11 protein-coding genes are annotated in these 13,169 nt (G+C 74.7%); 5 read left to right on the top strand and 6 right to left on the bottom strand.

The genetic code is table 11. The annotated features are described in order from the left end of the window. Positions 1-5: 5 nt before the first annotated feature. Entirely contained in the window at positions 6-320 is a 315-nt protein-coding gene (locus ACMXGY_RS19145) for a hypothetical protein (protein ID WP_483774553.1), read from the bottom strand. Positions 321-416: 96 nt separating this feature from the next. Here ACMXGY_RS19145 and ACMXGY_RS19150 point away from each other — a divergent pair, with 96 nt between their 5' ends. Continuing rightward, the gene (locus tag ACMXGY_RS19150) at positions 417-1,511 is read left to right on the top strand and encodes a threonine aldolase family protein (protein WP_483774554.1); all 1,095 of its coding nucleotides are present in this window, start codon (positions 417-419) and stop codon (positions 1,509-1,511) included. Between the two features lie 18 nt (positions 1,512-1,529). Beyond that, positions 1,530-2,024 (top strand): nucleoside deaminase, encoded by a 495-nt coding sequence (locus tag ACMXGY_RS19155; protein ID WP_483774555.1) that lies wholly within the window; start codon positions 1,530-1,532, stop codon positions 2,022-2,024. Positions 2,025-2,055: 31 nt separating this feature from the next. Here ACMXGY_RS19155 and ACMXGY_RS19160 read toward each other — a convergent pair whose 3' ends face one another. Beyond that, positions 2,056-2,982 (bottom strand): hypothetical protein, encoded by a 927-nt coding sequence (locus ACMXGY_RS19160; RefSeq protein ID WP_483774556.1) that lies wholly within the window; start codon positions 2,980-2,982, stop codon positions 2,056-2,058. 104 nt (positions 2,983-3,086) lie between these two features. Here ACMXGY_RS19160 and ACMXGY_RS19165 point away from each other — a divergent pair, with 104 nt between their 5' ends. Then, positions 3,087-3,515, top strand: coding sequence for an SRPBCC family protein (locus ACMXGY_RS19165; protein WP_483774557.1), 429 nt, complete (start codon positions 3,087-3,089; stop codon positions 3,513-3,515). Between the two features lie 19 nt (positions 3,516-3,534). Here ACMXGY_RS19165 and ACMXGY_RS19170 read toward each other — a convergent pair whose 3' ends face one another. Then, on the bottom strand, positions 3,535-7,101 hold the full coding sequence (locus tag ACMXGY_RS19170; protein WP_483774558.1) for a DUF5979 domain-containing protein: 3,567 nt from the start codon (positions 7,099-7,101) through the stop codon (positions 3,535-3,537). A gap of 167 nt (positions 7,102-7,268) precedes the next feature. On the opposite strand from ACMXGY_RS19170, the gene ACMXGY_RS19175 reads away from it, so the two are divergent. Further along, on the top strand, positions 7,269-8,474 hold the full coding sequence (locus ACMXGY_RS19175) for a glycoside hydrolase family 3 N-terminal domain-containing protein (RefSeq protein ID WP_483774559.1): 1,206 nt from the start codon (positions 7,269-7,271) through the stop codon (positions 8,472-8,474). Positions 8,475-8,518: 44 nt separating this feature from the next. Next, positions 8,519-9,571 (top strand): LacI family DNA-binding transcriptional regulator, encoded by a 1,053-nt coding sequence (locus ACMXGY_RS19180; protein ID WP_483774560.1) that lies wholly within the window; start codon positions 8,519-8,521, stop codon positions 9,569-9,571. A 15-nt stretch (positions 9,572-9,586) separates the two neighbouring features. Here ACMXGY_RS19180 and ACMXGY_RS19185 read toward each other — a convergent pair whose 3' ends face one another. From ACMXGY_RS19185 to ACMXGY_RS19195, 3 genes are all read right to left on the bottom strand, one after another. Further along, positions 9,587-9,865 (bottom strand): hypothetical protein, encoded by a 279-nt coding sequence (locus ACMXGY_RS19185; protein ID WP_483774561.1) that lies wholly within the window; start codon positions 9,863-9,865, stop codon positions 9,587-9,589. A 30-nt stretch (positions 9,866-9,895) separates the two neighbouring features. Beyond that, entirely contained in the window at positions 9,896-11,188 is a 1,293-nt protein-coding gene (locus tag ACMXGY_RS19190; RefSeq protein ID WP_483774562.1) for an anion permease, read from the bottom strand. Positions 11,189-11,355: 167 nt separating this feature from the next. After that, the gene (locus ACMXGY_RS19195) at positions 11,356-13,029 is read right to left on the bottom strand and encodes a hypothetical protein (RefSeq protein ID WP_483774563.1); all 1,674 of its coding nucleotides are present in this window, start codon (positions 13,027-13,029) and stop codon (positions 11,356-11,358) included. Between the last annotated feature and the right edge of the window lie 140 nt (positions 13,030-13,169).

A 13,169-nucleotide genomic window follows, 5' to 3' on the forward strand; every position in this document is an offset into this window, starting at 1 on the left:
GCGGGTCAGCCGTGCGTCGGCTCGTCCGGCCCCACGGGCCTGCCGGGCGACGACGGCCAGTCGGGCTCGTCCGGCACCGGGTCGCTCGGTCGCGGCTCGCCGGGGACCGGCTCGGTCGGCGTCGGGTCGTACGGCGGGGCCGACGGGTCCGGCGGCGGTCCGGGGGACTTCGGCGGGTCGACGACGGGCTCGGCCGGGCGGACCGGCTCGACCGGACCCGTGGGGTCGACCGGACGAGTCGGGTCGTCGGGTCGGGTCGGGTCGGCGGGGCGGGTCGGGTCGGCGGGGCCCACGGGGTCCGGGTCGGGGTTCGTGGTCATGCTGCACCTCCGGATCGGCTCGGCGCCGGCGTCGGCGCCTGGTCCGACGCTAGGCCCGTCGCGATCCGCTCGCGCGCGGCGACCTACCCTGAGCACGTGACCTCGTTCGCGTCCGACAACTACGCCCCTGCCCACCCCGACGTGCTCGCGGCGCTCGCCGCGGCGAGCGCCGGCCACGAGATCTCGTACGGCGAGGACCCGTGGACCGCACGCCTGCAGGACGCGGTGCGCGAGCGCTTCGGCGCCGACGCCACGGCCTACCCGGTGCTCACCGGCACGGGCGCGAACGTCGTCGCGCTCATGGCGATGCTGCCGCGCTGGGGGGCGGTCGTCGCGACGGAGCACGCGCACCTCAACACGGACGAGAACGGCGCGCCCGAGCGGGTCGGCGGCGTGAAGGTGCTCGCCGTCCCCGCCCCCGACGCGAGGCTGACGCCCGACGCCGTCGAGCGCTTCGCCGGCGACCTCGGCGACCCGCACCGCGCGCAGCCGCTCGTCGTGTCGCTCACGCAGTCGACCGAGCTCGGCACGCTCTACACGCCCGCCGAGATCCGCGCGGTGGCGGACGCCGCGCACGCGCGCGGCATGCGGGTGCACCTCGACGGGTCGCGCCTCGCGAACGCTGCCGCGGCGCTCGGCGTGCCTCTGCGCGCGCTCACGACGGACGCGGGGGTCGACGTGCTGTCGTTCGGCGGGACCAAGAACGGCCTCGCGCTCGGCGAGGCGGTCGTCGTGCTCGACCCCTCGGCGGTCGACGGCGTGGAGTTCGTCCGCAAGGCGACGATGCAGCTCGCGTCCAAGATGCGGTACGTCTCCGCGCAGCTCCTCGCGCTGTTCGAGCCCGTGGGCGACGTCGTCGCGGAGGTCGACGAGGCCGCGGACGCCGACGAGCTGTGGCTGCGCAACGCGCGTCGCGCCAACGCCGCGGCGACCCGCCTGCGTGCGGAGCTCGAGGAGCTCGCGGCGCCCGCCCTCGCGTTCACGCAGCCCACGCAGGTCAACGCGGTGTTCGCGACGCTCCCCCGCGCGGCCGCGGCGCGCCTGCACGAGCGGCACCGCTTCTACGACTGGGGTCCTGGCGAGTCGCCCGACCGCGTCGAGGTGCGCTGGATGTGCGCGTGGGACACCACCGCTGCGGACGTCGACGCGTTCGTCGCCGACGTCCGCGACGTCCTCGCGGTCGCGTCCTGACTGCGTGAGGATGGCGGCATGACTGTCGCTCCCGACCTGACCCCCGTCGACCTGCAGCACCTGCGTCGCTGCGTGGAGCTCGCACGCGAGGCGCTGGACGACGGGGACGAGCCGTTCGGCTCCGTCCTCGTCGACGGCGACGGCGTCGTGCGGTTCGAGGACCGCAACCGCGTGAAGGGCGGCGACGCCACCCGGCACCCCGAGCTCGAGATCGCCCGCTGGGCCGCCGCGCACCTGACGCCCGAGGAGCGGCGCGTCGCGGTCGTCTACACGTCCGGCGAGCACTGCGCGATGTGCAGCGCGGCGCACGCGTGGGTCGGGCTCGGACCGATCGTCTACGCCGCGAGCACGACGCAGCTCCTCGGCTGGCTGGAGGAGTGGGGTGTCGCGCCGGGGCCCGTGCGACCGCTCGCGATCGGGGACGTCGCGCCGGGCGTCGCCGTGCGGGGTCCGGCCCGCGAGCTCACGGAGGAGATCCGGTCGCTGCACGCGCGGCTGCACGGCGTGGCGTAGGGCTCGCCTCGACGGCCGCGCGGGTGCCTCCTCACCCGCCGAGGGCGTCCGCCACGGCGCGAGCGACGGCCGGCGCGGCGAGGTAGCCCGCGGGGGTGCCGTCGTCGAGCAGCACGGCCGCGGAGTGGTGCCCGGGGGCGCGGTTCTCGACGACGAGCGTCTCGATCGCGGGCGACGGCGGGTCGAGCGGGAACGCCTCCGGCCCCAGGCCGTGCAGCGCGAGCGCGTCCCGCGGGTCGCGGGCGGCGACCCACCGGCGCACCGGGGCGGGCACGCGGAGCGGGGACCCCGCCGCGAGCACGTCGCGGATCGCCCGGATCGCGAGCGGCGAACCGAGCGTGAGGAGCAGCGGCACGTCCCAGCGTGCGGCGTGAGCGTGCTCGCGCAGCACCGCGTACGCGATGACCGACCCGAACGAGTGCGCCACGACGACGGCCGGCTCCCCGACCGGCATCGCCGCCGCCAGGGCGTCGTCGAGCGCGCGCCGGGCGTCGGGGTCGTGCAGGTACGTCCACACGTCGTGCGCGAGCAGCACGACGACGCCGCTGCTCAGGCCGGGCACGTAGCGGTCCAGCGCGGACAGCAGGGCGCCCAGCCACGCTCTCACCGCCCCGCCGAGGTCCACGCCCTCCGCACGCCCCACGGCGTCACGCAGCGCGGCGACGTCGACCCCTGCTCCGTGGAGCACCTCCTCGGCGACGGCGGCGACGAACGCGAGCTCGTCGTCGGGCAGCAAGGTCAGCGCGTGGACCGTCACGGGCGGGGCGTCCCCGTCCCCGTCGACGAGGCCCGCGAGCGCGTCGCCGTAGTAGACGAACGACGCGTCGGCGTCCCCGGGCCGGGCGTCCGACCCCACCTCCGCGAGCCCCGCGCGGAGCACGGTGAGCCAGGTCCGTTCGAGGGCGTCGGCGTCGAGGCCCTGGTTGTCGCGGCCGTGGACGAGCACGAGTCGGGTCACACCGACGAACCTACCCACGCCCGCCGACGCCTGCCGGGCTGCCGCATGGCGCCGAACGGTCTACCGTCACTCGCAGGCCCCCTGCCCGACCCCGGAGGTACCCGATGACCGAGAGCACCGCGACCGAGCACACCACGACCGTCGAGATCCATGTCGCCCGCCCGCCGCAGGTCGTGTGGTCGGAGATGATGCACCCCGGTGCGCGCTGGATGCTCGGCATGAACGTCGAGACCGACTACCGTCCCGGCAGCCCCGTGACGTTCGAGGGCCACTACATGGGCCGCGAGTTCGCGGACTGGGGCACCGTCGTCGCCGTCGAGCGGCCGCGCCTGCTCCACTTCACGCACTTCTCGCCCACGATGGGCCTGCCCGACGTGCCCGAGAACTACCACGACATCGCGATCACGCTCGAGCCGGACGACTCCGGCACGCTCGTCCGCGTCGTCGAGAAGAACATCGAGACCGCCGACCGCGCAGAGCGCGCGCACGCGCTGTGGGCGAAGGCGCTGGCGACGCTCGCCGGCCACGACTGACGCGGCCGGCGAGCGGGCGTCAGGCGGCGCGGCGGCGGTAGGCGCGGATCACGAGGAGCGCGCCGCCCGTGCCGAGGAACAGGAGCGCGAGGACCGTCGCGAGGGCGGCGTCGGTGCCGGTGATGGCGAGCGCCTCGTCCGAGGCGCTGTTGGTGAGCGTCACGACCACCGGGTCGTCGCCGACGGTCACCTCGGTGACCGGCTCGCCGTCGACGGTGAAGACCGGCGTGCCCCAGTCGACCCCGCCGATCTCGGGCACGTCCGACTCGGAGAGCCGGACCACGGTCCCCACGGGCAGCCCCTGCGGCCCGTCGACGACCGCGCCGTCCGCCCGCACGACCAGCGACCCCGTGACGCTCTCGCCCCCGACCTCGAACGCGTAGCCGACCGTGAACTCGGTGCTCGGGGGGACCGCATCGGCCGCCTCGCCCACGACGGCCTTGACGACCGAGAACCCGCCGACCGCCTGGTTCGCGGTGTTCGTCGCCGTGACGAGCGTGTTCGTGCCGTCGCCGACGACGACCGAGTCCGGGCTGAAGTCCGGCACGCCCCACGCGACCCCCGGGATCTCGGGCAGGTCCGCCTCGGTGTACGTCACGACGGTCCCGGCCGGGAGGTTCTGCGGCCCGTCGACGACCGTCCCGTCCGCCGGGACCTCGAGGTAGCCGCCGACGAGCGTGCCGTCGAGCTCGTAGGAGTACGCGACCGTGAACACGGTGTCCGCCGGCACGAGGTCGGCGCGGTCACCCGTCACCTCCTTCGCGACGGAGAAGCCCCCGACCTCTGCCACGTCCTGCGTCGTGTTCGTCAGCGTCACGAGCGTGTTCTCGCCGTCGCCGACCGTCACGGAGCCCGGTGAGAAGGTCGGCGCGCCCCACACGACGCCGTCGACGTCGGGCAGGTTGATCTCCGTGAACGTCACGACGGTCCCGACCGGGAGGTCCTGCGGACCGTCGACCACCGTGCCGTCCGCGAGGAGCGTGAGCGTCCCTGTGGTCTCGCCGTCGTACCTGAAGCCCTCGGGGAGCGTCGCCGACCACTCGACCTCGAACGGCGTCTCGGGCGGCACCGAGCCCGCGAGGCCGCCTGCGACCACCTTGGCGAGCGAGAACCCGCCGAGCTGGGCGGTCGCCTCGTTCGTCACGACGACGCCCGCGACCTCGTCGCCCTCGCCGATCGTCAGCGTGCCGGGCGAGACGGTCGGCTGCCCCCAGTCGATGCCGGAGACCGGCGGCATCGTCTGCTCGGTGAACGTCACGACCGTCCCCGCGGGGAGATCCTGCGGGCCGTCGACGACCGTCCCGTCCGCGCGGACCGTCACGGTCCCGTCCGTGGGGCCGTCGTACTCGGAGCCTGCGGGAAGCTCGGCGGTCCAGGCGACGACGAACGCGGTGCCTGCGGGCACCGCGCCCGCGGCGTCGCCGATGACGGACTTCTGGACCGCGAAGCCCCCGACCTCCTCGGGTGCGATCGCCGTGTTCGTGACCGTCACGGCGACGCCCGTCGCGCCCTCGACGATCGTGATCGGTGGGGCCGGCTCGATGGTGGGCAGCCCCCACACGACGCCGTCGACCTCGGGGAGCGGCTGCCGCTCGGTGAGCGTGACCGTCGTCCCGACCGGCAGGTCCGTCGGCCCTGCGACGACGGTCCCGTCGGCGCGCACGGTCAGCTCGCCCGACGTCGCGCCGTCGTAGGTCGCGCCGTCCGGGATGGTCGCGGTCCAGTCGACGACGAACGACGTGCCTGCGGGGACGGCCTCCGCGGCGTCGCCCGCGACGACCTTCTGCACCGTGAACCCGCCGACGGCGGCGTCCGCCACGTTCGTGACCGTCACCGCGACGCCGGTCGCGCCTTCCACGATCGTGATCGGCGACGCCGGGCTGATCGTCGGCTCGCCCCAGTCCACGCCCTCGATCGCGGGCAGCGGCTCCTGCTCGGTGAGCGTGACCGTCGTCCCGACGGGCAGGTCGGTCGGGCCGGCCACGACCGTCCCGTCCGCCAGGACGGTGAGCGTGCCCGACGTCTCGCCCTCGTACGTCGCGCCGTCCGGGATCGTCGCGTCCCAGTCGACGAGGAACTCCGTGTCGTCCGGGACGAGCCCCGACGCGTCGCCGGTCACGGACTTCTGGACCGTGAACCCACCGAGCACGGGCTCCCCGGCGCCGTTCGCCGTGTTCACCACGGTCACGGTGACGGTCTGGTCCTGCGCGATCGTGAACTGCGCCGGGTCGCCCAGCGGCTCCCCGTTCACCTGGATCACCGGGGTGCCCCACTCGACCCCGGGCACCTCGGGCAGCGTCGTCTCGCTGACGGTCACGACCGTTCCGACCGGCAGGTTCGGGCCGTAGACGAGCTCGCCGCTGATCGGCACGACGAGCGTGTCCCCGCCCGTCGCCCCGTCCGGCTGCTCGTACGTGTACTCGACGTCGAACGTCGTGTCCGCCGGCACGTCCGCGGACGCCTCGCCCGTGACCGTCTTCTGCACGCCGAAGCTCGACGACGGGATGCAGTCGAACGGCCCCGGGCCGATCCACGGGTAGTTGTGCTGCTCGTTGCCGCTGCCCGACGTCGTGAGGTCGCTGCCGGCGTAGACGCGCCCGTTGGTGCTCGCGTTCAGCGTCACGTCGGGTGCGCTTGGGGCGAGGATCGACCCGACCCACTGACCCGCGCCGTTCACAGCCACGGCTCCTGCGCCCGTGAAGTTCCACAGGATGCGCGCGGCGGCGTTGCCGATGTTCGCCGGGTCGTCGACCCGCTCGCCGTTCAGCAGGACGCTGTTGACGGTGACGGTGACAGGGGCGTCACCGACCACGTCGACCACGACCGGAGCGCCGTCAGGGATCCCGACGAACGAGTACTCGGACGCCCCGTCGAGATCGGCGGCGTCGATCGTGAACGCCTGGAGCGCGGTGTTCGCCGGGTCGGTGCTCGTGAACAGCACCTGTCCACCGGAGCGCACCGCCGTCCCCGTCGCGGGGACCGCTCCGAGCGTGGCCGACGTGCTCGTGACGACGTCCTGGAACCCCTGCCACGGTGCGAGCGCGGCATCCTGTCCCATCTCGGTGACGACGTCGCCGCCGTTCGTGTCGAGGTTCCCCGTGCTGAGGTTCTCCGCCCCCACGTGCACCGCGCCGCCGCCGTCGACGTTCGCGCCGACGATCACGTTGGTCGGCGCGACGACGTTCAGCGTCCCGCCCACCTGGAGCATGGGCGAGCCCGGCTCCGGGACGATCCCGGAGCCCGCACCGACCGACCCGATGTTGAAGCTGCCGCCCGCGGTCTTGTCGAAGGTCGCGTCGCCACGGACGACGAGCAGGCCTTCGCTCTCCGCCGCCGTCCCCGTGACGAGGTAGTTCCCGCCCGCGTAGACCGCGACGTTGTTGTCGGTGAACTCGGGCAGCGGACCGATGTCCGGGAAGTCGTCCGGGTCGGGGCAGAAGCCGATCGCCGCGTGCGCGGGCCGCACCTGCGGGCCGGCGACGAGCACGACGGCCCCGACCAGCGCGAGGGCCACGGCCACCACAGCGGCGACCGCTCGCCGGGAGCGGTCGAGAGCGACGGTGCGGACAGGAGGGCGAGGGGTCATGCCGTGCTCCAGGGTCGGACGACGTCGGGCAGATGCTCCGGGTGACCGGCGCATCTCTCACATCACGAGACTCCCCCCTCTCGGCATCATGACGCGGAGGACACCGTTGCGCTCGTCACACACGCTCACCGCACCACCCGGATACGGTGGCCGTCGGAGGTGTTTCCTTGACCACCCGCGCTCGCACCGTCTGGATCGTCGTCGCTCTCGTCACCACCCTCGCCGCGGTCGCCGCGGTGGTCTGGTACGTCACCCGTCCGGCCCCCGCACCTACCACGGGCTCGCCGACCGCCTCGCCCGACCCGTCGCCGTCGGCCACTCCCCCGACGCCCTCCACACCACCCGAGGACCCGCTCGCCGGCTGGACGCTCGAGCAGAAGGTGGGTCAGCTCTTCATGGTCGGGGTCGACGTGCGCGCGCCGCAGCAGGTGAGCTACGACGCGGTGACCGGGCTGCACGTGGGCAACGTCTTCCTCGCGGGCCGCACGCAGGCGGGCGTCGGCCCGACGGCGGACCTCGTCGCGAGCTTCACGTCGCTCGTCTCCGAGGAGTCGACGCGCGGCACGCCGCTGTTCGTCGCGACGGACCAGGAGGGCGGGTTCGTCCAGGTGCTGCGCGGCGCGGGCTTCTCCGACATCCCGACGGCGCTCGACCAGTCCCGCGTCGATGCCGCCGCGCTCCAGGGCCAGGCCACGACATGGGGCTCCGAGCTCGCCGCCGCGGGCGTCAACCTCAACCTCGCGCCCGTCATGGACCTCGTGCCCGAGGGATCGGCGTCCCAGAACCCGCCGATCGGCGCGTTCGACCGCAGCTACGGCTTCACGCCCGAGTCGGTGACGTCCCACGCGAACGCCTTCACCGCCGGGATGGTCGCCTCGGGCGTCGACGTGACGATCAAGCACTTCCCCGGGCTCGGGCGCGTCACGGAGAACACGGACACGGACGCGGGCGTGACGGACGACGTGACGACGCGCGACGACCCGTCCGTCGCGGTCTTCGCGTCGGGGCTCGAGGCGGGCGCGGCGTTCGTCATGACGTCCACCGCGGTCTACCCGCAGATCGACGGGTCGCTCCCCGCCGCGTTCTCGCCCGTCGTCGTGGACGGGATGCTGCGCGGCGATCTCGGCTTCGACGGCGTCGTCATCACCGACGACGTGTCGGCCGCCGCACAGGTGCAGCAGTGGTCGCCCGCGGACCGCGCGGTCCTGACGATCGACGCCGGCGGGGACATGGTGCTCGCGTCGGCGGACCCGGGAGTCGTCGCCGAGATGGTCGGAGCCGTCGTCGAGCGGGCGTCGAGCGACGCGGCGTTCGCAGAGAAGGTCGACGCGGCCGTGCTGCGCGTGCTGGCCGCGAAGGAGCGGCTCGGCTGATCGGTCGCTGACCGGTCACAGCGCGCACCGGTATAACTGACGGCATGGCATCCCGTCGCCCGGAAACCCGCCCGACCCTCGAGGCCGTCGCCGCCGTCGCGGGCGTCTCCCGCGCGACCGTGTCGCGCGTCATCAACGGCGTGCCGACGGTGGACCCGGGGATCGTCGCGGTCGTCGAGAAGGCGATCGAGGAGACCGGGTACGTCCCGAACCTCGCCGCGCGGACGCTCGTCACGCGGCGCACGGGCTCGGTCGCCCTCGTCGTCTCGGAGCCGACGGAGCAGCACTCGACGAGTCCGTTCCTCGAACGGCTCTTCACCGACCCGTACGTCGGCCGCGTGACGGCGGGCGCCCAGCAGGTGCTGCGCCCGCGCGACATCCACCTCGCGATCCTGCCCGCCGACCCTCCCGCCCACGACCAGGTCGTGCGGTACGTCCGCCAGGGTCACGTCGACGGCGTCCTGCTCATCACGTCGAGCACGGGCGACCCGCTCCCCGCGCGGCTCGCCGCGCTCTCCACGCCGGTCGTGATCTCGACGCACGTCGAGGGTGCCGACGAGTCCGCCGGCGTCAGCCGCGTCGACCTGGACCAGGCCGCCGGCGGGCGGCTCGCCGCGGAGCGCCTCGTGACCACGGGACGCACGCGGCTCGCCACGGTCGCCGGGCCGTCGGACGTGCCGTTCGCGCGGGAACGGCTCGAGGGCTTCCTCGAGGTCGTGCGCGCCGCCGGACTGGCGGAGCCCGTCGTCGTCGTGGGGGACTTCACGCGGGCGGGCGGCGAGGCGGCCGCACGCGAGCTGCTCGCGGCCCGGCCCGACGTGGACGGCGTGTTCGCGGCGAGCGACCTCATGGCCGACGGCGCGTCGATCGTCCTGCAGTCAGCCGGCCGGCGCGTGCCCGACGACGTCGCGGTCGTCGGCTTCGACGACTCGACCGTCGCGCTGCAGGCCCACCCGCCGCTCACGACGGTCCGTCAGCCCGTCGAGGAGATGGCGAGCGAGATGGCTCGGCTCCTGCTCGCCGCGATCGACGACCCCGACACCGAGGCACGCTCGACGCTCTTCACCCCGAGCCTCGTGGTGCGCGACTCCGCCTGACACCCCGCTTCGGGGTCAGTGGCCCCCGCCGGCGACGAACGCGATGCCGCCCGCGATGGCCAGCACGACGACGGCGAAGCACACCGCGGCGCCGACCTGGCGCCCCCGGGACGCGACCTCGACGCGGACGGTCCGGCCGTCCGGGGTGAAGCGGCCGTCGGCCGTGCCGACCTCGACGGGTGCGGTGCGGCCCGCCGCGAGGCGGACGCCCAGCGCGAACAGCGCGGGCAGCCCGGCCCCGACGACGAGGCCGGCGACGACGACCTTGAGCAGCGAGTCGATCTCGATGAGCACGGTTCTCTCCTTGGTCTCAGGACAGCCCGGTCAGACGCCCGCGCGCTGGCGCGAGGCGCGGGGCGCTGTGACGGACGAGGCGACGGGCGGGACCGCGGGCAGCGGCGCGGGCTCCGTGAAGGGGTCGGCGTCGTCGAGGCGACGCTCGAGCCTGGCCTCGCGGGCCTCGACGACCTCGGGCTCGAGGCCGGTGTCCACGGCGCCCTCCTCCCAGGCGTCGTTGACGTTGCTGTGGTCGACGGGCTTGCGACGCGAGGCTACCCAGATGGCGGCCGAGGTCGCGATGAGGATCGCGAACACGGCGAGCGTGCCGCCCGTCCCGCCGATCCCGTGCTGGATGCCGTAGCACGCGGCGCCGACGAGGCCGGCGGCGGGAAGCGTGAGGCCCCACGCGGCGAGCATGCGGCCCGCGACGCCCCAGCGGACCTTCGCGCCCGGCATCCCGACGCCGGAGCCGAGGATCGAGCCGGTGGCGACGTGCGTCGTCGAGAGCGAGTAGCCGAAGAGCCCGGACATGAGGATGACGGCGGCCGACGACGTCTCCGCGGCCATGCCCTGGCGCGTGTCGATCTCGACGAGGCCCTTGCCGAGCGTGCGGATGATGCGCCAGCCGCCGAGGTACGTGCCGAGCGCCATGAAGAGCGCGCACGAGAGGATCACCCAGAACGGCACGCCCGAGTCGGACGGGACAGCACCGGCCGCGATGAGCGCGAGCAGGATGATGCCCATCGACTTCTGCGCGTCGTTGGTGCCGTGCGCGAGCGAGACGAGCGAGGCGGAGCCGACCTGGCCCCACCGGAACGCGCGCGTCGAGACGTCCTCGGGCACGTCGCGCGTCACCCGGGCGACCGCCCAGGTGCCGACGCTCGCGACGCCGACCGCGACGAGCGGGGCCAGCAGCGCGGGGATGAGCACCTTCGCGGCGACGCCGCTCCAGATGACGCCCTGCGTGCCGACGGCGGCGAGCACCGAGCCCACGACGCCGCCGATGAGGGCGTGCGACGAGCTCGACGGGATGCCGAACAGCCACGTCAGCAGGTTCCAGGTGATGCCGCCGACCAGGCCGGCCAGCACGACCTCGAGCGTGATGACGTTCGCGTCGACCAGGCCCTTGGCGATGGTCGCGGCGACGGCCAGGGACAGGAACGCCCCGACCATGTTGAGGACGGCCGACAGGGCGACGGCGGTCTTGGGCTTGAGGGCTTTGGTGGCGATGGACGTAGCCATCGCGTTGCCCGTGTCGTGGAAGCCGTTGGTGAAGTCGAAGGCCAGTGCGGTCACGACGACGAGCACCAGCAGGAGCGTCTCGGTCACGTACTCCATGGTGGGGTCAGCACCGAAGGGTCCACGACCATCCTGTGGATTCTTCGGCCACTGTTCACCGACAGTTCATCCGGCGTTCGAAGCGCTCGTTCGAACGCCGGACGAGGGTCCTCGGAGCAGACGGCCGAAGGTCCCGCGAGGCGCGGGATCCCGGCCCTGGCGAGACCTCAGACGCCCAGCTCGGCGAGCGTGTCGTCGACGTCCGCGACGACCGTCGCGACGGCCTCCCGGCGGGTACGTGCCCGCTCGTCGTCGGCGGCGACGGCGGCCCGTGCCGCCGCGAGGTCGCGGTCGAACTGCTCCGCCCGCGCCTGCGCGTCGGCGCGCTGCGCGCGTGCCCGCTGCTCGCCCGAGAACCACTGCCACCCCGCGACGAGCGCGGCGCCGATCCCCAGCACGAGCCAGGCCGGTGCCACCGCGATCCCGAGCACGACGCCGAGCAGCGCGACCGCCCCGACCCCGCCGACGACGCCCCACGAGGGCCCGTCGACCGGTCGCGCGAGGTGCTCGGCCCGCGCGGTCGTGGCGAGCGTCGCGCCGTCGTCGGAGGGCGTGACGGTCACGGTGCGGCCCGCGAGGCGCAGCGACCGGGCGGGCGCCGGGGTGGCAGCGATCTCGGCGGCGCGTGCGTGGACCGCTGCACGCAGGTCGTCCGCCAGGAGCGGGGCGACGAGCGCCACCCGGCCGGCGGCGTCGCTCCGCGCGTCCGCGACGACGAGGTCCACGACGCTGCCCGCCGGGGCGTCCCAGGCCGGGCCGTCGTCGTCGGGCGTGCGGCCGACGCGCTCGTCGAGCAGCTCGGCACGTCGCAGGAGGTCGCGCTCGACGGGCGCCCCCTCGTCGACGAGCGACGTGACGACGCGCAGCAGGGCATCCCGCGCCGCACCCGCCGCCCCGCCCGCACCGGCCGCACCGGCCGCACCGGCCGCACCGTCGGGCACCGCGAGCTCCCCCGCGACGACGGCGCGCGACCAGTCGGCCCAGGTGCGCAGGGTGTCGAGCTGGTCCGGTGAGCCCGCGGGCGTGCCCCACTCCGAACCGCCGCCGGGCAGCGCGGGCGGCTCCACCAGCAGGACGGTGCGCAGCCGCGTGCGCGCGGTGTCGTCGAGCACGGCGAGCCGCTCCGCGAGGCCCGCCCGCACGACGTCGGCGCCGTCGGCCCCGAGCAGCCCGTCGGCAGCAGCGACCCACAGCGCCCGCTCGGCGCCGGTCAGGAGCACCTCGGCCGGGGTGCCCCCGCCGTTCGCGCTCCCGTTCGCGGCGCCCCCGCCGTTCGCGCCCGGACCGCCGTCGGCGCTCCCCCACCCAGCGCCGGGCACCGCGGGCGCGTCGAGGACGGACGCCGTCCACGCCGTGGCGAGCGTCGGCTGCCCGACGAGCGTGCACACCGCGACGAGGAACGTCGCCGCGCGTCGCCGGTCGCGCAGGAGCGCCTCCTGCGCGGCGTCGGCGTCGAGCCGGCCGGACGCGACGTCGGCCACGGCGAGCGCGGCGGGGACGAGCCAGTAGCCGTGGACGTCCACCAGGTCGGGCGAGCGACGCAGGTGCGAGACGTCGCCCTCGCCGGTGACGACGGCGCGCGTGAGGGCACGGGCGGCGTCCCGCGCGCGGCGCGCCGGGGTGAACAGCGCGAGCTCCTCGCGGACCTCGCCGAGCTCGATGAGCGCGTTGACGAGCCGTGTGAGCACCTCGACGCGGCTCGAGAGGTCGCCCTCGAGGGAGCGCAGGCGCCGGTTCAGCGCCGACTCGCGCGAGCGCGCCATCGCCGCCTGCGTGGCGAGCTCCTCGGACAGTGCCGCGATGTTGCCGTGGTCGCTGCGCCACACGCTGTAGGTCGACATGCGCGTGAGCGTACTCACGTCGGGCACCGCGTCGAGGGGGAGAACTCCCCCACCCGCTCCCGCCGAACCCCGGGTTGTCGGGCGATCGGGCGGCTGATCGACCGGTAACCCAGGGTTCGGCACCGGGTGTCGTCAGCGGG

It is taken from the genome of Cellulosimicrobium sp. G4 BAM 1002 (assembly GCF_057126935.1).

Excerpts from the sequence above, each read along its gene's own strand:
- ACMXGY_RS19165 (WP_483774557.1), top strand. The coding sequence starts at position 3,087 with ATGACCGAGAGCACCGCGACCGAGCACACCACGACCGTCGAGATCCAT.
- ACMXGY_RS19145 (WP_483774553.1), bottom strand. The coding sequence starts at position 320 with ATGACCACGAACCCCGACCCGGACCCCGTGGGCCCCGCCGACCCGACC.
- ACMXGY_RS19190 (WP_483774562.1), bottom strand. The coding sequence starts at position 11,188 with ATGGAGTACGTGACCGAGACGCTCCTGCTGGTGCTCGTCGTCGTGACC.
- ACMXGY_RS19180 (WP_483774560.1), top strand. The coding sequence starts at position 8,519 with ATGGCATCCCGTCGCCCGGAAACCCGCCCGACCCTCGAGGCCGTCGCC.
- ACMXGY_RS19195 (WP_483774563.1), bottom strand. The coding sequence starts at position 13,029 with ATGTCGACCTACAGCGTGTGGCGCAGCGACCACGGCAACATCGCGGCA.
- ACMXGY_RS19170 (WP_483774558.1), bottom strand. The coding sequence starts at position 7,101 with ATGACCCCTCGCCCTCCTGTCCGCACCGTCGCTCTCGACCGCTCCCGG.
- ACMXGY_RS19155 (WP_483774555.1), top strand. The coding sequence starts at position 1,530 with ATGACTGTCGCTCCCGACCTGACCCCCGTCGACCTGCAGCACCTGCGT.